Origin of the sequence: Leclercia adecarboxylata (assembly GCF_006171285.1) — a bacterium.
Classification (GTDB): Bacteria; Pseudomonadota; Gammaproteobacteria; order Enterobacterales; family Enterobacteriaceae; genus Enterobacter; species Enterobacter barmai.
Genome location: NZ_CP040889.1, coordinates 555,665 through 578,532 on the forward strand (window position 1 = coordinate 555,665; position 22,868 = coordinate 578,532).

Below are 22,868 nucleotides of genomic sequence, written 5' to 3' on the forward strand. Positions count from 1 at the left end.
ACCTGTCAGGCATGATCTTCCGGTTTGGCGATCAGGTTATCGAGCATCGCGTCGTTACCGCCGTCATAGCCATCGGTTCCGGCGATCTCGCCGCCTTCAGCGGGAACATGCTCGACTTCCGCCGGGCCATCCGCCGTGTCGCTCTGCGGCCCCGCCTGGATCAGCGTGCTGAGATCGTTGTGCTCCTCATCGTGGATGAGATCGCTGAAGTTCAGCTGCTCCTGCTGATCCGTACTCTGGAGCGTGAGGGTCTCGCTTTGCGCAGCATCCGCGTGATCGGCCGAGGCCGTCGGCATGCTGCTATTATCCGCCGCCGTGGTGCTGAGCAGCAGATTGTCGTCATCGATTAACGATGCGGCGTGCTCCGCGCTCGCCAGACTGTGGTCTGCGTCATGGTCATCAGCCGTCAGGCTGCTGTGCGCCTGCTTCTGATTCTCATCACTGTCGCTGTCCGCATGATGCTCCTCAACGCTGTGGGCGGCCATCAGCGGATGATCGTCCACGTTGTCATCGGCGTGCTCTTCCCCGCCGTGTGACCCGCTGACAAAGGTCCCGCCCTCTTTGCCGTCGACGGTAAAGTCGGTTTCATGATGCTCGGCGGCGGATGAGTCTACTACCAGGCCAATCTCCCCGAAATCGCTCTGGCCGTTTGGCAGCTCAACGCTTACCTGGCCGTTGAAGTGCGAGGTGTCGTTATCAAAGGTCAGGGTGTAGGTCTTATCCTCAGCGTTGTAACTGACGTCCGCATAGTTGCCGGTAAAGGTCGCGTTTTCCGGGATCCCGCTCAGCGTGATGCTGTTAAGGTGGTCGCTGCTGTCCGACGTTTCGAGATTGACATCCAGGTTCAGCGTTACCGTGTAGCTGACGGTGGTATTGCCGCCGAGCTCAGAAGACGGGCCATCACCAAATACGACCCCTTCGATACCGTTGGCATTATGGAACGGCGATTTCCCGGTCTCGTTATCGACAATATGCAGGTTGTCTATGTCATTGTTCTTACCGTTCTGTGGATGTTCGACCCCGGTGACGGTGTAGTCAGCCTCATTACCCTGGACAAAGATATAGTCCTTACCCGCCTCGCTTTGCGGTACGCCCTGGTTGCCGGTAATACCGTTGACCGGCCTGAACTCATATTTATCCTCCGGCCAGTCGCCCTGCTGGTAGTAACCCCCGGTGTGATCCCCGACCACAAAAATATCGGTGTAGGTTTTGTCGCCGTTGTTGGCGTTGGCGTTACCCTGGCTGTTGTAGTAGTGGATCTGATCCGGGCTATCGGCCTTAGGCACGAAGTCGCCAGGGATCTTGCCATCCGGGCTATCCGGGGTCAGCCAGACGTGCACGTTGCTGCCGATGGCCACAATCACGCCGTTCTGGATGTCGTAACCGTTAGGATCGCCGCTACCGCCGTTAACGTGGATGATCTTGTCGTCCGTTGTCTCGGAGGTTTTATTGCCCGGAGTGACGGTGACGGTTAGTTTGACGTCGGCGTCGGCATCGGCGTCCGCATCCGCATCGGCATCCGCGTCGGCGTCAGAATCTGCGTCGGCATCGGCATCTGCGTCAGAATCCGCATCCGCATCCGCATCCGCATCAGCATCAGAATCCGCATCGGCGTCTGCATCGGCATCGGCATCAGCATCAGCATCGGCATCCGCATCCGCATCGGCGTCAGAATCCGCATCAGAATCGGCATCTGCATCTGCATCTGCATCGGCATCAGAATCCGCATCAGCGTCAGCGTCAGCATCGGCATCGGCATCGGCATCGGCATCCGCGTCGGCATCAGCATCAGCGTCGGCATCAGCGTCCGCATCTGCATCCGCATCTGCATCTGCATCTGCGTCGGCATCAGCGTCGGCATCGGAATCGGCATCGGCATCTGCGTCAGAATCCGCATCCGCATCTGCGTCCGCGTCGGCGTCCGCATCGGCATCCGCGTCCGCGTCAGCATCGGCGTCGGCGTCGGCGTCTGCATCAGAATCGGAGTCCGCATCCGCGTCGGCATCTGCATCAGCGTCGGCATCGGCATCGGCATCCGCATCCGCATCAGAATCGGCATCTGCATCTGCATCTGCATCTGCATCTGCATCTGCATCTGCATCTGCATCAGCGTCGGCGTCGGCGTCGGCGTCGGCATCAGCATCTGCATCTGCATCTGCATCGGCGTCCGCGTCCGCATCAGAATCGGAGTCCGCATCCGCATCTGCGTCAGCGTCTGCATCAGAATCGGAATCCGCATCCGCGTCCGCGTCGGCATCAGCGTCCGCATCCGCATCGGCATCAGCGTCAGCGTCAGCGTCAGCATCGGAATCAGCATCAGCATCAGCGTCCGCATCTGCATCCGCATCGGCATCAGCGTCCGCATCTGCATCCGCATCCGCATCCGCATCGGCATCAGCATCAGCGTCGGCATCGGCATCGGCATCGGAGTCAGCATCCGCGTCGGCATCGGCGTCCGCATCGGCATCGGCATCCGCGTCCGCGTCCGCGTCAGAATCTGCGTCCGCGTCCGCATCGGCGTCAGCATCCGCATCGGAATCAGCATCCGCGTCAGAATCGGCGTCGGCATCGGCATCGGCATCCGCGTCAGAATCGGAGTCCGCATCAGCGTCAGCATCGGCATCGGCATCAGCGTCCGCGTCTGCATCAGAATCGGAGTCCGCATCCGCGTCCGCGTCGGCATCAGCATCAGCGTCCGCATCTGCGTCAGCGTCTGCATCAGAATCGGAGTCCGCATCCGCATCCGCATCTGCGTCGGCATCCGCATCGGCATCGGCATCCGCGTCGGCGTCGGCATCTGCGTCGGCATCAGCATCTGCATCGGCGTCCGCATCGGCATCCGCGTCCGCGTCAGCATCGGCGTCTGCATCAGAATCGGAGTCCGCATCCGCGTCGGCATCTGCATCAGCATCAGCGTCGGCATCGGCATCCGCATCCGCATCCGCATCGGCATCTGCATCTGCATCTGCATCAGCGTCGGTGTCGGCGTCGGCGTCGGCATCAGAATCGGCATCTGCATCTGCATCTGCATCTGCATCTGCATCAGCGTCGGCGTCGGCGTCGGCGTCGGCATCAGAATCCGCGTCCGCGTCGGCATCAGCATCGGCGTCCGCATCGGCATCCGCGTCCGCATCAGAATCGGAGTCCGCATCCGCATCTGCGTCAGCGTCTGCATCAGAATCGGAGTCCGCATCCGCATCTGCGTCAGCGTCTGCATCAGAATCGGAGTCCGCATCCGCATCCGCGTCCGCATCGGAATCAGCATCCGCGTCAGAATCGGCATCAGCATCTGCATCTGCGTCCGCATCGGCATCAGCATCTGCATCTGCATCTGCATCTGCATCGGAATCAGCATCCGCGTCAGAATCGGCGTCGGCATCGGCATCTGCGTCAGAATCGGCATCCGCATCAGCGTCCGCATCGGCATCAGCATCAGAGTCCGCATCTGCGTCGGCGTCCGCATCGGTATCCGCATCGGCATCGGCGTCCGCATCCGCATCCGCATCAGCGTCAGCGTCAGCGTCAGCATCGGCATCTGCATCTGCATCTGCATCCGCGTCGGCGTCGGCGTCGGCGTCGGCATCGGCGTCCGCATCAGCATCGGCATCCGCGTCAGAATCGGCGTCCGCATCGGAATCGGCGTCGGCATCCGCGTCGGCATCGGCATCCGCGTCGGCATCGGCATCCGCGTCGGCATCGGCATCAGCATCAGCATCAGCGTCGGCATCCGCATCGGCATCGGCATCCGCGTCAGAATCGGCGTCCGCATCGGAATCGGCATCGGCATCCGCGTCGGCATCAGCATCAGCATCAGCATCAGCGTCGGCATCCGCATCGGCATCGGCATCAGCGTCCGCATCGGCATCCGCATCCGCATCCGCATCCGCGTCGGCGTCTGCATCGGAATCAGCATCCGCGTCCGCATCAGCGTCTGCATCCGCATCGGCATCGGCATCGGCATCAGCATCAGAATCGGCATCGGCGTCGGAATCCGCATCCGCATCAGCATCAGCATCTGCGTCCGCGTCGGCGTCCGCATCCGCATCAGAATCCGCGTCAGCATCGGCATCGGCATCCGCGTCGGCATCGGCATCCGCATCGGCATCCGCGTCGGCGTCCGCATCGGCATCGGCGTCCGCATCAGCATCTGCATCTGCATCCGCATCAGCATCTGCATCGGCATCGGCATCGGCATCGGCATCGGCATCAGAATCTGCATCGGCATCGGCATCGGCATCGGCATCAGAATCTGCATCGGCATCGGCATCGGCATCGGCATCAGAATCTGCATCGGCATCGGCATCGGCATCAGAATCTGCATCGGAATCGGCGTCCGCATCCGCGTCGGCGTCAGCGTCTGCATCAGAATCGGAGTCCGCATCCGCATCCGCGTCCGCATCCGCATCCGCGTCCGCATCAGAATCCGCGTCCGCATCAGAATCGTCAGTGTCGAGCAGCGTTAACTCTTCCGGGGGTTCGTCGTCGGGGAAATCAAGCCCGACCGTTGGGTAGCCCGCATTGGGGTCAACAATTTCAGCGGTAAGATCGAGCACGACGTGGGTATGTGACCCGCCGCCGCTGCCGCCTGGCTCGCCGCCAGTGTTACCGGATTGTGGACCTGCAGCTGGTGCCTCCAGGGTTTGCGTCGGGTCCTGCCCGTCGGCAATTGCCTGCTGGATGGCAGCAATATCTTGCTGCTGGGCCGCCGCGTCTGGCGTGACGACGTGCCCTGAGCTGTCCCACTGGGTGTCACGGCCCAGATCCAGCTGTTTACCGTCCGCCAGAGATAAGGTAATTGCGCCAGTCGCTCCCGTCTGGACTTGTTCTCCTTCGAGAACGCGGTCGCCTTCGGTCAGTAAACGCTTGCTGCCGTCAGGGCTGACGGCAAATACTTGTCCGATTACGGCTTTGACGATCCCGGATACGCCACTCATATATTGTCTCCCTCAATCTTTTTCTCGCCCAATTCATCCATTGCTCAGGCTCAGAATGCGAAAAGAGTATTTAATCTGTATTGATAATTCGCTGTGCAACTATAACTACGATACGCCTTTCTGCCGCTGATTTATTGATTCAGATTCAGGTCAGAGCAGGATATTAATAGATGCCATGAATAAACAGGAATCGAAAAAGGTCAGCACTATCAAAATAGGGGAGTGTGAAAAATAACCCTCTATTTCGTGCTGATTAATTTAGTCACGTAATAATAACGGCTAAATAAGGCCTTCATCGTCATCGGCAATTAATCCCTCCAGCCCACTCAGCGAGCGACGCGCCTGCGCACGGCTGGTGAGTTTGGCCTGTGCGGCTGGCGGCAGGTCGGTGATGGTGATCACCCCTTTGCTCATCAGCACCTCGATCAGATCCTCCAGCACACGCACCATCTCAAGGTCGCTTTGCCGCAGCTGATACAGCGTGGCTTCTCGGGTATCGCGCTGGCGCAACCACTCGTCAATCTCAGGCGTACAGAGATCGTGCTGTTCCGTCATTGCGGGAAAAGGTGTCAGTTCCACCCGAATTATTCGTCTTTCCGTATCGCGTTCTAAGTAATACATTTTCAGCCTCTCATTAGCCTTTGCGGTTAATTTCCACCCAGCGTACTGGCATCAGCGAAATAGCGCCCCATCGCGCCATATAACCCCATTTTTTCGAGGGTCGCCAGTTCGCCCGCTGTTTCCACGCGCTCGGCAATTAAGGGAAGATTAATCTGGCGGGCGGCCCAGTAAATTGCCTCAATAAACAGTTTTTTATCGTCTTCGCTGTCTATATCGCGAATATAACTGCCATCAACTTTAATCCAGGCCAGACCCCATTGCGGTAAATTGCCGATAAGGTGGAAGCGTCCTCCAAAATGCTGGATCCCCAGACGACAACCCAGCGCCTTCAGGCGACTGACCAGCACGTTCACCCGCTCGACGTCGGGCAGTTCATTCTCATCCAGCTCAAACGTCAGCCAGTTTGCCAGTTGCGGCGCGCTTTTCAGCGGCTGCAACAGGGCGTTGAGGCTCTGGTCGTCCGCGACGCTGGCACCGCTGATGCTGAGCGCCAGCGGGCGCGGCGATTTTGCCAGCTCACCCAGGGTCTGCTGGAGCATCACGATGTCCATGCGACGGCTGAGGTCGAGGCGGTGGATCCACGGCATAAAGCGCCCCGCTGGCACCAGTTCGCCCTCCTCGGTTTTGATGCGGGCGAGGATCTTATGGTGCAGCACCACATGCCGGTTATTGCACTCGTAAACCGGCTGCGAGAAGAGCTCGAAGCCACCGCGGGTCAGCACCGCATCAAGACGGGTGTACCAGCTGTGATGATCCTCTTCGCTCCCGGTATCCGCTGCGGTATCGGGCGTGGCAAAGATGCGCATCTCGGTTTCGGCTCTCGCCAGCGCCTGGTCCGCCTGGGTCAGAACCGCCTGCGGGGTATCGCCAACGTTAAACGGCACCAGCGCGAAGTGCGCCACCGGCGTCACGTCGCTCATGCCCATCTCAGAAAGCGCCTTCAGCTGCGTGCTGAGGGTGTTGCGCAGATTATCGAGATCCTGGCCCAGGATCTGCGGGGCGATAATGGCAAACTCCCCGCCGCGCACGCGGGCTAAAAAGCCCTCGTTGTGGAAATAGTTGCGCTGCAGGCCGCTCAGAATATCCGCCACCGCCACCAGCAGCTGGTCAGATTTGGCTCCGCCAAGACGCTGGTTCAGGCCCATCAGATCCTGCACCCGCAGCAGCATAATATGACCGGCAGCGTTCTCTTCATCGCTCAGGCGAGACTGCAACTGCATGTCAAATGCCCGGCGGTTGCTCAGGCCGGTCAGGCTGTCGTGATAGGCCTCCTGACGCAGCGCTTCGGTGCGCCGGGCCTGCTCGCTGAATAATACCTTGAGCTGCGTCACCATCATGTTGGTGGCATCCACCACCCGGCGCAGTTCGGGGGTTTTCGGCAACGCCTGAATGTTGAGGAACTCGCGACGGCAGATAGCCATCGCCTGTCCGGCAATATAGTTAAGCGGACGCAGGGCGCGGCTTAACATCAGCGTAGCCGCCAGCACAAACAGCAGGCTGCAGCCGATCAGCCATAAAAAGCTGGCGACGATGCTGTTCCACAGGCGGGCCAGGGCGAACATCGGATGGCTGACCACCTCCACCCGGGCGGCCTGGGTCCAGCCCCGCATCACAATGGCATCGCCTTCACCGGGGCTGAGGTTCACCATCCGCACAAACCACTGCGGCACGCGGGTGCTCTGGGGAATGTCGCTGCGCTCGAAGATCGGTTTATTGGTTTGAATGTCCACCACGCGAATGCGATAGAAATAGCCGCTGTCGAAGATGGAGTTCACCATCAGCTCGGTCATGGTCGGATCGTCGATATGGGTCGTCAGGGAGAGGCCCAGCGCCGTCGCCGCGTCCTGCGCGTGGGCGCTGAGCTGATTGCGGTACTGATCCCGTGAGCTTTCCAGGGTAACGAAAAAGTTGCCGCAGAAAATGACGAGCGTAAATAAACAGATGCCTATCAGTAGCTGTTTATAAAGAGACATGGCCCTATCCTATTCATTAATTACAAATCCTTCTGCACGCATTCGGGTGAGAAGATCCTGCCAGCGGGAGAGCCTTTTGCTGTCACCCACGCGTTTGTTGCCGCCGGACTGCGGCAGCCACAGCCCTTCGCCGTTAAACGCATAAACCGGAAGCAGGTCGGTTCGCTGTGTGGCCGGCAAGATGGCGGTTTTCAGATTATCCAGAACCAGCGGGATCGCCGTGGGGGTGGAATACCATGTCACCACCATGTGCGCCTGGTTCAGTTCAAGTGCCTTAACATAGGTAATACGTAACTGGTTTGCCGGAACGCCCATTTCGCGCAGGGTGAAATATTTCGCCAGCGCAAAGTCCTCGCAGTCCCCTGCCCCCTTACGTAAAAACTCAATCGGCGTGGCCCAGTAATCCTGCTGCTTCCAGACGACGATATCATCGCGAAACGCCATGCGGGCGTTAAAAAACTGGTTAACCCGGTTTAGCCTGTCCTGGATCGATCCCTGAGACGGCTGCTTAAGCAACGCGGCCCACTCGTCAATCCGCTGCCGGGCGGCCGGGGTCGCCGGGCCATAAAGCCGTTCGGTACGGGTGCTGATGGCGCTGAAATCCCACCCGGCGCCAAGCCCGGGGGAGATAATCAGCAATACCACCAGCCAGAGCGACAGCCAGCGTCGACAGCTCACGAAACGGGAACGAGAAAGCCGCATGGCGCTGGCTTACTTCTCGCCTGACCGGGCAAGCCAGCGCTTAAGGTACGCGACATAGCCGGAAAGGTAGTGCTCAACGTCGTCGATCCGCACCCGGTAGCTATGGTGACGAATGAAAAAGCTGCCGACAATGCGTGGCGGATTTTTGAAGAACATCGCCAGTTCCGGCCAGAAAAAGCCGTTCGCCAGATAGCGGGCGCGGGTCTCCAGCGCCTCGTTGAATACCGCCATATCAAAGCCCGCCAGCAGATGCTTATGCGGCGATGTTTCAAGCCGCGCAATCATCCCCGACGCCGCCATCATCAGCTCCAGCAGGGTGGGATACGTGGTGACGCGGTTCTGCACGAAGTCGAGGTGGTCGCGCACGTTATCCAGCCCAAACTGATAGTAGCGCTCCAGCGGCCGGTAGAGCGTCAGCTCGTTGACGCAGTAGCTGAGCCAGTGATCGTGGGCCTGCCAGTGCTTTTGCGCAATAAAATGATCCATCGCCCGCTCGACCATCTCCAGCCAGCGCGGGGCCTGAGTCAGGCCGTAAAGACGCATCAGGGCAAACGCCGCTTCACCGTCGTAATAGATAATGCGGTGCGCCGCCTTCAGGGAGAGATCCCCGGCGTTCAGCACGTGGACAAACCCGCCCGTCTTACGGTCCTGCATATAGCCGATCCCGTTCGCCAGCCGCGCCATCTGCGCCAGATACTGATTATCGCCGGTCAGCTCGCTGTATTTCGCCATCGCCAGAATGCACACCGCGTTGCCGCCAAGCTTAATTTCATCCCCGGTATCCACCAGGAAATCGGCGTCACTGCCATCGGGGAGCCGGTAAGTGCGAATAAAGCTGCGGCAAAGATCCTGGAGCGCCCGTTCGATGGCCGCCCGTTGTTCCGGCTGCTGCGTCACCTCCCACCCTTCAAGTAGCGCATAGGTGGAGCTGGCGTGACGCAGGGCGTTATAGGTCGGAATAGCGCGATCGAAGCAGGGGAACCAGCCGTACTGGTAGCGCCCGGAAGGGGTAATCTGGCGTGCGAGATAGTCGGTGGCGGAGGCGATCATCGGCTCCAGCGCCGTCGCCTGCCAGTCGGGAAGCTGGCGGTAGCCGCTGTTACGCCCGGTCGATTCGATGGGCAGCAGCCGCTCGCCGTCGCAAAACAGCGCCTGGGTGGTAAAGCGCCAGATCGTCTGGTCAGGCTGCTCCGGCCATGTCAGCAGCGCGCCGAAGCGGCGGCGGGAGAAATGGGCCAGGTTGTTGGCATTGGGCGTGGCGACGCCGTGGTCGCCGTGGTAGAGCAGCGCGTTGGCCGCAATCTCCTGCTCCAGTATCGCGTAGCGAAACGCCGGATCCAGGCTCAGGCCAAAGCGAAAATAGTTACGTTTGGTTTTGGCTAAACGCGCCTGCAGGTTATCCCAGCGCAGGGCCTGTACTTTATCGACAAGATCTACCCGCAGCCAGCAAACCTCGGTGCCGCTCTTTCGCTGCCACTGCTGCAGCGCCTGTGCGCCCTGCTGCCAGGCCTGATCGAAGGTGTCGCCGCACCCCTGCACAATATGCGCACGGCTCTGGCTGTCGGAAGCACTAAAAAAGATCGCCCAGGCGGGGCAGATCGACGGTTTGGGCGCGACGTCCAGCAATTCCATCGCCGGGCGGGTTTGCGCCAGTAATTGGCTGAGCGGCATTTGTACTCCTGATAACGCCTGAGGAAACCCTGTCAGAAAAATCTTAATCGATGATACCATTATGTATGACAAGATGTGTATTCTGTATGTCTATTGTTTCTCCCGGGGCGGTGTTTTGAGTCGATGTTTCGCGGTATGGATCCTGCTGCTGGTCAGCGTTTTTGCTTACGCTGATACGCCGCTGCTGTGGAACCAACCGGCCTCCCGACAGCACTGCCCGACCGGTAACGATGCCCTGTGGGTGCGCACCCCTAACGGCAACGCCTGTATGCGCTATTTCAGCGCAGGAAACCTTCAGGCCGCCCCGCTGGTGGTGGTGATACTGAAAGGCGATCGCGTCTCGCAGATTGAGCGCCCACCCGAATCCATCCCCGGCAATACCGCAGCCGATCAGCGCCGTCAGGCCCGGGCCATCCTGCGCCAGACCGGGTTGCCCACGATTATTATCGCCCGCCCCGGCACCTACGGCTCCAGCGGTAACCATTATCACCGTCGTCAGGCTGAAGAGTTCCAGGCGATAGATGCCGCCCTCGATGCCATCAAGGCTCGCTACGGTATCCAGCGCTTTATTCTGAGCGGACACAGCGGGGGCGCAACCGCCGCGTCGGCACTGTTAGCCACCGGTCGCCGGGATATCGACTGCGCGGTGCTTACCTCCGGCGCCTGGGGAATACTGGAGCGGGCGCAGCGCATCCGCCAGCGGCGCGGTGAAGCCCCTGCCCCTGGGCTGGACAATACCGGACTTCCTCACCCCTGGGACCCGCTCGACCATATCAGCGGGATCGCCGCCGATCCCTTCCGGCTGATCCTGGTGATCGGTAATCCGCAGGATCGCACTACGCCTTTCGATCTGCAGGCACGCTTTGCCGCTGCGCTGCGCGAGCACGGCCATCGGGTGGAACTGCTCGAACGCCCCGCCGTCCCGCCGCACTACCACGATCTGAAGGGTAACGCCGGGATCACCGCCATTCATCTTTGTCCGCTACGCGGATATGCCGCAAAAAATCAGGAATAAGCTCATGAGTCAGCAACGTGCTGAGACGCCACCCCGGGGATGGACCGCCGCCGACCTCGAAAAATTGCCCGGTAGCGTCTGGCACAATCGACCGGAGGCAGGCTGGCAGGCCTGCGACATCGCCATTTTTCATGACAAGACGCCGCCCACCCGTCCCTGCCTGTTTATTGCCATGGATACCGACACCTGGCTGCAGGGCTCCGGCAATACCGGCATTTATGCGGGCTGGAACGATACTCATCTTTCGCTTTCCCGCCACGCCTCCCGCTACTGCGGGGCGATTGTTCAGCGCAGGGTTGACGGGCTGCCGCCGGACTTCCCTCAACTGGTAGTCGGTAACAGCTATGAGGCGCTGCAGTGGCTGGGGGAAGAGGCGCGGCGACGGCTGGACGGTAAACTGGTGGCGATCACCGGTACGGTAGGGAAAACCTCCACCAAAGAGATGCTGGAGAGCATTCTTGCAACCCGCATGTCGGTGGTGGCGAGTCACGGCAACCACAACACCCGCACCGGCGCCTCGGTGACTCTGGCCCGGACCGTCTGCAACCCGCAGGCGGTGGTGATGGAAGTGGCGATCTCGGCCCTGTGGATGCGCAACGGCGGGATCGGCCCGCGTATCAAGCCGCATATCGTCATCATTACTGAAATCGGCATGACCCAGGTGGGGAAGAACGTCACCTCTTTAGATGACGTGGCGCGCTTTAAAGCACGCATCAGCCATGGCCTGATCCCCGGCGGCTACGCCATTTTGAACCGCGATATGGCCGGGTATGAGACCCTGGCCGCGAGCGTCACCCGCGACGGGGCCCGCATCATCAGCTACGGTTTTCATCCTGGCGCAGACGCGCGCATTACGGCGTTTACCCCGGATGGCAACGGCAGCCTGGTTACCCTCAACTTCCGCCAGCAGAGCCTGAGCTACCGGCTGGCCGTGCCGGGCAAGGGGGCTGCACTTAACTCGGTGGCCTCGCTTATCGCCGCCGACCTGCTCGGGGTGAGCCTGCCGGAGATCGTCTCCTGCCTTGAAGCCTGGCACAGCGACGGCCAGCATATGGGTATTACCCGCCTCACGCTGCCGGACGGCGGGGCCGTTACCCTGATTGACGACAGCTACAACGCCGAATACCTCTCCATGCTCAACGCCTTCGAGGTGGCCGGGCAGCGCGCCCGGGAAAGCGGTGGCCGGGTGGTTGCCCTTTTAGGGAGGATCGTCAACCTCGGCGACCAGTCCGACGCGATCCACCGCTCGCTGGCGGAGCCGTTGCTGGCGGCGGGCTGCGGGAAAGCATTTTTACACGGTGAGGAGATGGCAGCCCTGCACGGTGCCCTGCCGGAGACGATTCGCGGCGGCCACTTCCGCACTGCGCAGATGCTGGTGGATGCCGCGGCACCGACGCTACGCGACGGCGATATCGTGCTGGTCAAAGGCAGCGTGCGCAACTCTGACTTCAACCGGGTCATCAGCCTGCTGAAAACCCGTCTCGCTGCGCCACCAGCCCTGAAAAAAGAGCAGACCGCCCGCCTGCTGGTGAATCTCGCCACCGGCGAAACGCGGGTATCCGAACTGAGCGACAGCATCTTTGCGCCGACGTATCTCAGCCAGCTGTTGCTGACCACCTGCGTGGCGGAGCGGCTGCTGATGAAAGAGATGACCCTTGAAACGCCTGTTGAAATGCACGGCATCGCCGCCCACGTCCTGGAGGGTAACCCGGCGCTAGGCCTGCCGCCGGGCAGCACGGTGACCCTGAAGTCGCTGTTGCAGGGGATGCTGATTCATAACGCCTGCGACGCTGCCATTCACATCGCGGAACAACTGGCAGGCAGCAGCGCCGGGGCGTTGACGCAGCTCCGTGAGCTGATGGGTGAGCGGGCGATGGCGCATACCCACATCAATAACGTATCCGGCCGCCCGCGTCCCGGCCAGCGCACCACGCTCAAGGATGTCGCCAGGCTGCTGTACCATTTCTACCTGCGCTACCCGCACCTGCTGTCGTGGTTTGCTGAGCACGAGGCGGCCATCGGCGAGCACGTGTACCGTAAAACCGCCAACCTGCACAGCAACGGCAGCGCCTGGGGGCAATTCAGTGCCGGACGCTGGGGCTTTGCGCTGCAGTGGGTCGCGGGCGATCTCTGGCTGGCCTGCGCCGCCGGGGCGGATGACGCCTTTCATCTTGACTATCTGCTGGATGAGTTGCTCTCCCGGGCGGAGGGCGCGCAGCCCGCACCGGTCCCCGTCGAACGCCAGATCGACAAACCCGCAGCAACAATTACCCTGCTGGGGGACACCTATTTTGGCGAGTGGTACACCCGCAAGCGTCAGCGGCGCGGTATCGACGATGCCCTGCAACGCTACGGATACGATCACAGCTTTGCAGGCATCGCCCCGCTGCTGCGCGGCAGCGATTTTACCCTTGCCAACTTCGAAGCGGCCCTTGCCACCGACCTGAGCGCCAGCCCGGAAGGCCGAAAAACATTCTGCCTGGCCGGGGATCCGCAGGCCTCTGTTGCGGCCCTGCGCAAACAGGGCATCGACGCGGTGGCGCTGGGCAACAATCACGCCATGGACGCCGGACTGCCGGGTCTGCACAGCACCCTGGCGGCGTTTGCCGACGGGGGCATCGCCACAATTGGGGCCGGACTCAATGCCCAGCAGGCGCACGCCCCGCTGGTGCTGACGGTCGGCGACAGGCAGTACAAGATTTTCAGCGCCTACTGGTACCGACGCTTTATGGAGCAGGAGTGCGCCTTCTATGCCCGCCCGCGCCGGGCGGGCGTCGCCTGTCTGAGCGGTGGGCTGACGGAACAGCTGCGTCTGGAGAAGGCCAGCGCCAACCCGGCCACCACCATCGTGCTTGCCCACTGGGGGCTCGACTACCGCTGGACGACGGCGGGACAGCGTGCCCTGGCGCAGCGCCTGAGCGAGGCCGGAGCGGATCTGATTATCGGTTCCGGGCCGCATATGCCCGGCGAAGCGGCCCGCCTCGGCGAAAGCCTGGTGCTCTACAGCATCGGCAACGGGGTGTTTAACAGTAACGGCGAGTATCGGGAACGCGGTATGCCGCCGTATGGTTTTATCGTCCGCCTGCTGCTTGGCGAACAGGTGCCGCAGATCCAGCTCCTGCCGATCCTGACCGACAATAAAAAGACCTTCTGGCAGCCCCGCCCGGTTAACGAGGCTGAATTCACCGATCTGATCGCACACCTGACCGCTCAGGGAATGCCCATTATCCGGGAGGAAGCCTCCGGCGCGGGCTGGCGCGCGGTATGTGAAGAAGGAGAGTACAAGCTGATCATGACGCTGGATGCGTATGTAGAACAGTAAGCAGAATTTTTAAGCGATACAGCTACCTGAATGAAAATTCCCGATTACAGTTAAAAGACGTCACTTCGCTGTGCGACAGAGTCAGGACCTACTGATGAGCGTGCCACTGCAAAAAATGCCCCGCTGTGGGATGGTGTTGTTAGCGCTGCTGCTGGGCGTAGGCGGTTGTGCTTCCCATGATAAAAACCCCAGCCGGGCGCGCGTGGCGCCGAAGTATGTTCTCCCCGCACCTGTGCAGCCCGCCTATAGCGCACCTGAACCTCTCCTCAGCGCGCCAGAAGAAGCCCCCTCGCCGCCGGTAAAAGTCAAAAAACGGCCGTCGGTCAAAGCCGCAGAACAGTCAGCGCCACGGGCGTTGCCGGTGCTGGACAATTCATTGCCAGAGCAGATCTGGCAGCCGGCTGTTACCCGTCAGACCAGCCTGGAGCTTAAATCATGACGGAACGCGCTGTCGGTGAACTGGAAAGCCGGGCGGATATTAAGCGCCCGACGCTGCCGCTGTGGCAAAACGCGCTGGTTATTCTCCTTACTCTTACCTACCTCATCTGCGAGCTGGCGTTTAACTCGCGCCTGCTCGATCTGGTGGGCAGTCTTTCCACACCCGGTGACATCCACAGCATGGAGCGCTACGGGCGGGCATTAACCGCCATCGCCGCTGCGCTGCTGGTGTTTCAGCTGGTTCTGGCGGGTAACGCCTGGCTGAAAAAACGCGGCGTTGAGTTCCCCGCCCCCTGGGTGGCAGGCATGGTGTTTTCGCTGTGCCTGCTCACCGGCGTGGTGACCTGGCAGATGGTGGAGTGGGTGATTGAGCGCCAGGTCGCGCAGAGCACCGGCGAGTTTCGCCAGAAGTCGATGCTGGCCCAGCTCTATCAACAATCGTTAATTGACGGACACCAGACGCTGGAGGGGATCCCGCTTGACGACGACGGCAGCCAGCGTGACACCTGGACCAGCCCCTCCGGGAAAGCGTTTCTGGCGATGCTGCCGCTGCTGATGAGCTCGGTCAGCCGCTATCACGAGCTGCTTGAGCGGGAGGCCGGGCAAAATCTGCGCGACAGCATCAGCGTCCAGGAGGGCGGTCTCCTCGGCTATTACAAGCTCTGGCTGGCCGCGCGTGGGGAAATTTATAAAGACTATCTCGGCTGTAACAGCGCCACAGAGACAAAGGGGCTTTATAACGGCGTGGCGATCCCGGCCCGGCTCGACTGGGAATCGTTTTTTATGCTGGAGGTGGTGCAAAACACGCTGCGTGATAAGCTGGCTCTCCCCCGGGACACCCGGGTCAGGCCTGAATACCCGAAAGATGACGCCCTGAAACAGTTTGCGCAGGATCTACAGGCCCCCCATCTTGATCACGCCATGCATCAGCAGCTCCCTCGCCTGCAGGCAGCGCTGGCCAGCTACGGCGTGGGCGGGGAAAATGAAAAACGGGGTGAGGATGCGGCGCGGGCGGTGATTGTTCCCCCCATTGCGCTGATGTTCTCCCTGCTTGGGGCCCTGACCCACCTGGCAAAACTGCTCTACCTGCTGCTTCTGCCCTTAAGTGCCGCCCTGCTGTATATCGCCCCCTGGCGCCCGGTTCGTCTGGTCAACCGCCATCCGCTGATCTTTCCGGTAATGTTGATCTGCCTGCTGCTCGGCCTGTGCAGCGTGATGAATAACAGCATCACCGCCTCTGCGGCCTATCAGTCTTTGCGGCATGCGTTGCAGGGGGCGGAGGTGACCATTACCGACGCGCCCTCCTCCCTGCGTGGCGACACGCTGCTGCGGGTGATCCACGCCGTCAGCATCGGGCAAAGTTACAGCTATCCGCTGAATCACGCCTTACGCCAAAACGTGCTGCTCGACTTTGATTTTGGATATGAAACACGTAATGAATAAGTCTCCATCAGGATAAAAACAGGCCTCTGTTTTGGTTATTTTAATGCTGGTTTTTTGAGCAAAAAGTAGTGTTAGCAGTTAAGATATATCAGTGCTACATTACGCCGCCCAAAGGCGTCAGCCGTTTTTCAGACCATGAGTATGTACGGCAACAGCCCGGAACCATTAGTATTTACGCGAGTCATAAAAGCAGTACGGCGTAACGCCACTCTGGCGCTACCTACACACTCTTCATAAAGGTCGTTTCATCTTGTCTCAATGCAAATTCACACTCACCCTTTTGCACCCCCGTTACTGGTTTACGTGGTTTGGTCTGGGTGTCCTGTGGCTGCTCGTACAACTCCCCTACCCGGCGCTGAGCTGGCTGGGTGCTACTCTCGGGAGTATTTCACGTCGTTTTCTGAAACGCCGGGAGTCTATCGGTCGCAGAAACCTCGAACTCTGCTTTCCGGCGCTCTCCCCCGAAGAGCGCGAACGTCTGATTACTGAGAATTTTAAATCCATCGGCATGGCGTTGCTGGAAACGGGGATGGCCTGGTTCTGGCCGGATCGCCGGGTACGCAAGCTGTTTGATGTTGAAGGGCTGGAAAATTTGCAGCGCGCGCAGGCTAAAAACCGCGGCGTGATGGTCATCGGCGTTCACTTTATGTCGCTGGAACTGGGTGGCCGGGTGATGGGCTTGTGCCAGCCGATGATGGCGACCTACCGTCCGCATAACAGCGCTCTGATGGAGTGGGTGCAGACGCGCGGGCGCATGCGCTCCAATAAAGCGATGATCAGCCGCAACAACCTGCGCGGGCTGGTCAGCGCCCTGAAAAAAGGGGAAGCGGTCTGGTTTGCGCCGGATCAGGACTATGGCCGCAATGGCAGCAGCTTCGCCCCCTTCTTTGCGGTAAAGGATGTGGCGACCACTAACGGCACATTCGTGATTCAGCGCCTCTCAAAGGCGGCGATGCTCACCGTCACGATGGTCAGAAAAGCGGATAAGAGCGGCTACCGCCTGTTCATCATGCCGGAGATGGAAAACTATCCGCAGGAAGAGGTGGCCGCCGCGGCTTACATCAACAAGGCGATCGAGAACGAGATCATGCGTGCCCCGGAGCAGTATTTATGGGTGCATCGCCGCTTCAAAACCCGCCCTGTCGGTGAACCTTCCCTCTACCGTTAGCCCCAGAACAGAGGTTAGTTTCTGCGTGAAACTAACCTTTTCAATCACCTGTAATCACCCCGATTTATCGTTAGCAGGCTATGTTGCCGAAGGGCAATTTATTACGCCGCGAAATTAATCTGTCGCCGTTCCACGACACTCGTAAGTCGCAGAAATTATTTAAAAAAATGCCCCTTGTCACTCCTGAAATTTAGGCGTACATTAGCGCCGTCTGGCTACCTGAAAGCACAGAATTCTGAGCTGGAGTCGCTGCCAAAACGGGGATAATTCTCATTTCCGCCCTGGACCGACTTCACCTCTCTATAATCAGTTGGACTCTGTTTTTAATGCGTATCACGAAATACGCGGAGCGATGAACGTGAAATATTTCTTGATGGGTTTTTCAGTGATTTTGTTCGCCTGGGTCGGCACGTTTGCCCTGATGATGAACTGAGCAAAGAAAATGTAGTCAAAAAAACAGGCGCCTGAGGCGCCTGTTTTTTTTGGTTACTGTTCCGGCGCGGTCTTTGCGGCCTGCGGTAACAGCCCGTCGGCGCGGAACATGCCCTTAATGCCCCTCACCGCCTGACGAATACGGTCGCTGTTCTCAATCAGCGCGAAACGCACGTGCGTATCACCGTAGTCGCCAAAGCCAACGCCCGGGGAGACGCACACTTTCGCGTCCTGCAGGAGTTTTTTGGCAAACTCCAGCGATCCCATCGCGGCGTAAGCCTCCGGGATCTTCGCCCAGACGTACATTGAGGCTTTCGGCATCTCGACCATCCAGCCTGCTTCATGCAGCCCTTTGACCAGCACATCGCGACGACGCTTGTACTGGGCGGCAATGTCCTTCACGCACTGCTGATCGCCTTCCAGCGCTGCAATCGCCGCCACCTGCAGCGGGGTGAAGGTGCCGTAGTCGTGGTAGCTTTTGATGCGCGCCAGGGCGTTCACCAGGGTCTTGTTGCCGACCATAAAGCCGATACGCCAGCCCGCCATGTTGTAGCTTTTCGACAGGGTGAAGAACTCCACTGCCACGTCGCGCGCGCCGGGAACCTGCATGATCGACGGCGCTTTCCAGCCGTCATAGACGATATCGGCATAGGCCAGGTCATGCACCACCAGCACGTCATAGCGCTTCGCCAGCGCCACGACCTTCTCAAAGAACTCGAGTTCGACACACTGGGCGGTCGGGTTTGACGGAAAACCGAGGATCATCATCTTCGGCTTCGGATAGCTTTCGCGGATGGCGCGTTCCAGTTCGTTGAAGAAGTCGACGCCTTCCACCAGCGGAACAGAGCGCACCTGCGCCCCGGCGATGACCGCGCCGTAAATATGGATCGGGTAGCTGGGGTTCGGCACCAGTACGGTGTCGCCGTGGTCCAGGGTCGCCAGCATCAGATGCGCCAGCCCCTCTTTCGACCCAATGGTGACAATGGCTTCGCTCTCGGGGTCGATCTCAACCTGATAGCGGTCCTGATACCAGCGCGAAATGGCGCGGCGCAGGCGCGGAATGCCTTTGGAAGTCGAGTAGCCGTGGGTGTCCGGGCGCTGGGCGACGGTACAGAGCTTTTCCACGATATGCGGTGGCGTAGCGCCGTCGGGGTTACCCATGCTGAAATCAATAATGTCTTCGCCGCGCCGACGCGCAGCCATTTTCAGTTCAGCGGTGATGTTAAATACATACGGGGGAAGACGATCGATACGCGAAAAACGGCGTTCAGGACTGGAGTCAGCCATAAATTCCTCAGATTACGTTAGCGCCCGGACCGTCCGAGCGACGTCGCCACGAATGTGGCGTGCTTAGAAAATAACCTGAAAAAATTCGTCTTGTCGAGAGGGGAGAAATAAAAAAATAACGTAGCGCTAAAATGGGAACTCTGCTCGGGTAAAAACGGGAAGCGATTATGAAAAGAGGCATTTTCAATGCCATTTAGTTAACATTTTAATATCAGTACAGTTACGACTTTTGGATTATTTTTTCCCTTCAGACCCCTTTGCGCGGCAACGAAGTCAATCCCCTTTCATTTTTATGGTTTATCCCCATTTGATAAAAAGGACGGATAACTGGTCATTGGGCGTCAGGTTTTTTATCATGGTTCTTTCCCGTTTTCCCAGGTTTCCTCGTGCACGAAATATTCAATATGCTGCTGGCGGTTTTCGATCGCGCGGCATTAATGCTGATTTGCCTGTTCTTCCTCATCCGCATCCGCCTGTTCCGCGAGCTGCTGCATAAGTCTGCCCACTCGCCGCGAGAGCTGCTGGCGGTCACCGCCATCTTCTCGATGTTTGCCCTGTTCAGCACCTGGTCCGGGGTGCCGGTAGAGGGATCGCTGGTCAACGTGCGGATCATTGCCGTGATGTCTGGCGGGATCCTGTTTGGCCCGTGGGTGGGGATCATCACCGGGGTTATTGCCGGGACGCACCGCTATCTGATTGATATCGGCGGCGTGACGGCGATCCCCTGCCTGATCACCAGTATTATTGCCGGCGTGCTGTCGGGGGTGATTAACCGTAAGATCCCGAAAAAGCAGCACTGGAAAGCGGGCATTATCGCCGGGATGGTCTGCGAAACCCTGACCATGATCCTGGTGGTAGCGTGGGCGCCGACCGTTGAGCTTGGGCTGGATATCGTCTCGAAGATCGGCATCCCGATGATTCTCGGCAGCGTCTGCGTGGGCTTTATCGTGCTGCTGGTGCAGAGCGTGGAGGGCGAAAAAGAGGCCAGCGCTGCCCGGCAGGCCAAGCTGGCGCTGGATATCGCCAATAAAACGCTGCCGCTGTTTCGCGATACTAACGCCGAATCCCTGCGCCAGGTGTGCGACATCATCCGCCGGGATATTGACGCCGATGCGGTGGCGATCACCAACATCGACCGGGTGCTGGCCTACGTGGGCGTGGGGGAAGCTAACTACCGGGATAACGACGATACCGTCAGCCCCACCACCCGCCAGGCGATCAGCGGCGGTAAGATCATCATCAAGAACAACGATGAAGCCCACCGCACCCCGGAGATCCACTCCATGCTGGTGATCCCGCTGTGGGAAAAAGGGGTGGTTACCGGCACGCTAAAAATTTACTACTGCCACGCGCACCAGATTACCTCCTCCTTACAGGAGATGGCGGTCGGGCTGTCGCAGATTATCTCCACCCAGCTGGAGGTCTCCCGAGCCGAGCAACTGCGGGAGATGGCAAACAAGGCAGAGCTGCGCGCCCTGCAGAGCAAAATTAATCCCCATTTCCTGTTCAATGCCCTGAACGCGATCTCCTCGTCGATCCGCCTGAATCCGGACACCGCCCGCCAGCTGATCTTCAATCTCTCGCGCTATCTGCGCTACAACATTGAGCTGAAAGACGACGAGCAGATCGACATCAAAAAAGAGCTCTATCAGATCAAGGATTACATCGCCATCGAGCAGGCGCGGTTTGGCGATAAGCTCACCGTCATCTACGACATCGATGAAGAGGTGAACTGCGTGATCCCGAGCCTGCTGATCCAGCCTCTGGTGGAGAATGCCATTGTTCACGGCATTCAGCCGCGCAAGGGCAAAGGCGTGGTGACGATAAGCGTGGCCGAGTGCGGTAACCGCGTGCGGGTGGCGGTGCGCGACACCGGACACGGGATCGACCCGAAAGTGATTGAGCGGGTGGAGTCCAACGAGATGCCCGGCAATAAAATTGGTCTGCTGAATGTCCATCACCGCGTTAAGCTGCTCTATGGTGAAGGGCTGCACATCCGCCGCCTTGAGCCGGGAACCGAGATCGCGTTTTATGTGCCGAATGAACGCTCCGCCGTTCATGCCCAGCCGTTGTTGTTGCCCTAGAGGGAGTGACGCATGAAAGTCATCATTGTGGAAGATGAAATACTCGCTCAACAGGAGCTGAGCTGGCTGATTAAAGAACACAGCCAGATGGAGATCGTCGGCACCTTTGAGGACGGCCTGGACGTGCTGAAATTTTTGCAGCACAACCGGGTCGACGCCATTTTTCTGGATATCAACATTCCGTCACTGGACGGCGTACTGCTGGCGCAAAACATCAGCCAGTTTGCCAGCAAGCCGTTTATCGTCTTTGTCACCGCGTGGAAAGAGCATGCGGTGGAGGCCTTCGAGCTGGAAGCGTTCGACTACATTCTGAAGCCTTATCAGGAGTCGCGGATCGTCACCATGCTGCAGAAGCTGGAACACGCCTGGCAGCAGCAATCCGGCGCGGAGCAGGTCGCGGCCTCACCGGTGACGCGTGAAAATGACACCATCAATTTGATTAAGGACGAGCGCATCATCGTGACGCCGATGGACGACATCTATTACGCCGAAGCGCACGAGAAGATGACCTTCGTCTATACCCGCCGCGAGTCGTTCGTCATGCCGATGAACATCACCGAATTTTGCGCCAGACTGCCGACGAGCCACTTCTTCCGCTGCCATCGTTCTTTTTGCGTGAATCTGAACAAGATCCGCGAGATCGAACCCTGGTTCAACAACACCTACATTTTGCGGCTGAAGGATCTGGATTTTCAGGTGCCGGTTAGTCGCAGCAAGGTGAAAGAGTTTCGCCAGCTGATGCACCTGTGAAGGGAGTGCCCCGGTGACGGACGTCACCGGGGACGGGCTGTTACAGTACCTGGCCCAGCGTCTGACGCAGATGCGCACCAGAGCCCAGCAGGCCCGGGTTGTCATGGACGATCAGGTACACCGGGATATCCCGGACGTAATCGCGGAAGCGGCCTTTATCTTCAAATCCGCCGCGGAAACCGGATGATTTAAAGAAGTCGAGGAAGCGCGGCACGATCCCGCCCGCGATATAAACCCCGCCAAAGGTGCTGAGATTCAGCGCCAGGTTGCCGCCAAAACGCCCCATGATGACGCAGAACAGCGACAGCGCGCGACGACAGTCGGTACAGGAATCTTCCAGCGCGCGTTCGGTGACGTCTTTCGGCTGCAGATTTTCCGGCAGACGGCCGTCGGATTTCACGATAGCCCGGTAGAGATTCACCAGCCCCGGACCGGAGAGCACGCGCTCCGCCGATACGTGGCCGATCTCCGCGCGCAACTCTTCAAGGATAATGCCCTCTTCTTCGCTGTTTGGCGCGAAATCCACGTGTCCGCCTTCGCCCGGCAGGCTGATCCAGCGTTTGTCGACGTGCACCAGATGCGAGACGCCAAGGCCGGTGCCTGCGCCATAGACGGCAATTGGCTTACCTTCAACCGGCTCAGTACCGCCGAACTGGATCAGATGCTCCGGCTTTAACATCGGGATCGCCATCGACACCGCGGTAAAGTCGTTAATAATTTCCAGATGGGCGAAACCGAGGTTGGCTTTCATTTCGGCAATAGAGAATGCCCAGGTGTGGTTGGTCATCGCCACCCAGTCTCCGGTAATCGGACAGGCAATAGCGATACAACCATCCTCAACGCTGACCTCATGCTCCGTCAGATAGACACGAACCACCGCTTCCAGGCTGGGATAATCCAGCCCGGAATAGGTTTTGGCGCGGGAGATTTCGCCGGTATTGACGTCACATAACGCCAGACGCGCGTTAGTCCCCCCTACATCACCTACCAAAGCATACTTTGTCATTCTTCTACTGCTCCGCTAAAGT

At 59.4% G+C, this 22,868-nt stretch carries 15 protein-coding genes; 8 read left to right on the top strand and 7 right to left on the bottom strand.

What is annotated here, in order from left to right; genetic code table 11:
- Nucleotides 1–5: 5 nt before the first annotated feature.
- From FHN83_RS28135 to FHN83_RS04450, 5 genes are all read right to left on the bottom strand, one after another.
- Nucleotides 6–4,934, bottom strand: a complete 4,929-nt coding sequence (locus FHN83_RS28135) for a hypothetical protein (RefSeq protein WP_176556466.1) — start codon at nt 4,932–4,934, stop codon at nt 6–8.
- A gap of 279 nt (nt 4,935–5,213) precedes the next feature.
- Entirely contained in the window at nt 5,214–5,555 is a 342-nt protein-coding gene (locus FHN83_RS04435) for a hypothetical protein (RefSeq protein ID WP_039032618.1), read from the bottom strand.
- 26 nt (nt 5,556–5,581) lie between these two features.
- Nucleotides 5,582–7,528, bottom strand: a complete 1,947-nt coding sequence (gene lapD, locus FHN83_RS04440) for a cyclic di-GMP receptor LapD (RefSeq protein ID WP_139563315.1) — start codon at nt 7,526–7,528, stop codon at nt 5,582–5,584.
- 9 nt (nt 7,529–7,537) lie between these two features.
- Entirely contained in the window at nt 7,538–8,230 is a 693-nt protein-coding gene (gene lapG, locus FHN83_RS04445; protein ID WP_139563316.1) for a cysteine protease LapG, read from the bottom strand.
- A gap of 9 nt (nt 8,231–8,239) precedes the next feature.
- Nucleotides 8,240–9,901: a Mur ligase gene (locus FHN83_RS04450; protein WP_139563317.1), complete on the bottom strand. Its 1,662-nt coding sequence runs from the start codon at nt 9,899–9,901 to the stop codon at nt 8,240–8,242.
- 115 nt (nt 9,902–10,016) lie between these two features.
- Between FHN83_RS04450 and FHN83_RS04455 the strand changes: the two genes are divergently transcribed.
- From FHN83_RS04455 to ypdK, 6 genes are all read left to right on the top strand, one after another.
- Nucleotides 10,017–10,916, top strand: coding sequence for an alpha/beta hydrolase family protein (locus FHN83_RS04455; protein ID WP_139563318.1), 900 nt, complete (start codon nt 10,017–10,019; stop codon nt 10,914–10,916).
- 4 nt (nt 10,917–10,920) lie between these two features.
- Nucleotides 10,921–14,238 (top strand): CapA family protein, encoded by a 3,318-nt coding sequence (locus FHN83_RS04460; protein WP_176556467.1) that lies wholly within the window; start codon nt 10,921–10,923, stop codon nt 14,236–14,238.
- A 94-nt stretch (nt 14,239–14,332) separates the two neighbouring features.
- Nucleotides 14,333–14,677 carry a hypothetical protein gene (locus FHN83_RS04465; protein ID WP_139563320.1) on the top strand — a complete coding sequence of 115 codons (345 nt, stop codon included), beginning with the start codon at nt 14,333–14,335 and terminating at the stop codon, nt 14,675–14,677.
- The gene (locus tag FHN83_RS04470) at nt 14,674–16,119 is read left to right on the top strand and encodes a hypothetical protein (protein ID WP_139563321.1); all 1,446 of its coding nucleotides are present in this window, start codon (nt 14,674–14,676) and stop codon (nt 16,117–16,119) included. The genes FHN83_RS04465 and FHN83_RS04470 overlap by 4 nt, the downstream gene beginning before the upstream one ends.
- A 247-nt stretch (nt 16,120–16,366) precedes the next feature.
- The gene (lpxP, locus tag FHN83_RS04475) at nt 16,367–17,287 is read left to right on the top strand and encodes a kdo(2)-lipid IV(A) palmitoleoyltransferase (protein ID WP_139563322.1); all 921 of its coding nucleotides are present in this window, start codon (nt 16,367–16,369) and stop codon (nt 17,285–17,287) included.
- A 352-nt stretch (nt 17,288–17,639) separates the two neighbouring features.
- A complete protein-coding gene (gene ypdK, locus FHN83_RS28930) occupies nt 17,640–17,720 on the top strand; it encodes a membrane protein YpdK (protein WP_353620503.1) in 81 nt (26 codons plus the stop codon).
- A 53-nt stretch (nt 17,721–17,773) separates the two neighbouring features.
- Here ypdK and alaC read toward each other — a convergent pair whose 3' ends face one another.
- Complete coding sequence (alaC, locus tag FHN83_RS04485; RefSeq protein ID WP_139563323.1) at nt 17,774–19,006, bottom strand: alanine transaminase; 1,233 nt, start codon at nt 19,004–19,006, stop codon at nt 17,774–17,776.
- A gap of 386 nt (nt 19,007–19,392) precedes the next feature.
- Between alaC and FHN83_RS04490 the strand changes: the two genes are divergently transcribed.
- Both FHN83_RS04490 and FHN83_RS04495 read left to right on the top strand, forming a co-directional pair.
- Complete coding sequence (locus FHN83_RS04490) at nt 19,393–21,090, top strand: sensor histidine kinase (RefSeq protein ID WP_138369807.1); 1,698 nt, start codon at nt 19,393–19,395, stop codon at nt 21,088–21,090.
- 12 nt (nt 21,091–21,102) lie between these two features.
- Complete coding sequence (locus tag FHN83_RS04495) at nt 21,103–21,840, top strand: LytR/AlgR family response regulator transcription factor (protein ID WP_139563324.1); 738 nt, start codon at nt 21,103–21,105, stop codon at nt 21,838–21,840.
- Nucleotides 21,841–21,880: 40 nt separating this feature from the next.
- Here the strand turns inward: FHN83_RS04495 and glk are convergent, their stop codons facing one another.
- Nucleotides 21,881–22,846, bottom strand: coding sequence for a glucokinase (gene glk / locus FHN83_RS04500; protein WP_039032608.1), 966 nt, complete (start codon nt 22,844–22,846; stop codon nt 21,881–21,883).
- Nucleotides 22,847–22,868: the final 22 nt, after the last annotated feature.

Coding starts and splice junctions, on each gene's coding strand:
- ypdK (WP_353620503.1), top strand. CDS start 17,640: ATGAACGTGAAATATTTCTTGATGGGTTTTTCAGTGATTTTGTTCGCC.
- lapD (WP_139563315.1), bottom strand. CDS start 7,528: ATGTCTCTTTATAAACAGCTACTGATAGGCATCTGTTTATTTACGCTC.
- lapG (WP_139563316.1), bottom strand. CDS start 8,230: ATGCGGCTTTCTCGTTCCCGTTTCGTGAGCTGTCGACGCTGGCTGTCG.
- FHN83_RS04465 (WP_139563320.1), top strand. CDS start 14,333: ATGAGCGTGCCACTGCAAAAAATGCCCCGCTGTGGGATGGTGTTGTTA.
- alaC (WP_139563323.1), bottom strand. CDS start 19,006: ATGGCTGACTCCAGTCCTGAACGCCGTTTTTCGCGTATCGATCGTCTT.
- FHN83_RS04460 (WP_176556467.1), top strand. CDS start 10,921: ATGAGTCAGCAACGTGCTGAGACGCCACCCCGGGGATGGACCGCCGCC.
- glk (WP_039032608.1), bottom strand. CDS start 22,846: ATGACAAAGTATGCTTTGGTAGGTGATGTAGGGGGGACTAACGCGCGT.
- FHN83_RS28135 (WP_176556466.1), bottom strand. CDS start 4,934: ATGAGTGGCGTATCCGGGATCGTCAAAGCCGTAATCGGACAAGTATTT.
- FHN83_RS04470 (WP_139563321.1), top strand. CDS start 14,674: ATGACGGAACGCGCTGTCGGTGAACTGGAAAGCCGGGCGGATATTAAG.
- FHN83_RS04495 (WP_139563324.1), top strand. CDS start 21,103: ATGAAAGTCATCATTGTGGAAGATGAAATACTCGCTCAACAGGAGCTG.
- FHN83_RS04435 (WP_039032618.1), bottom strand. CDS start 5,555: ATGTATTACTTAGAACGCGATACGGAAAGACGAATAATTCGGGTGGAA.
- FHN83_RS04450 (WP_139563317.1), bottom strand. CDS start 9,901: ATGCCGCTCAGCCAATTACTGGCGCAAACCCGCCCGGCGATGGAATTG.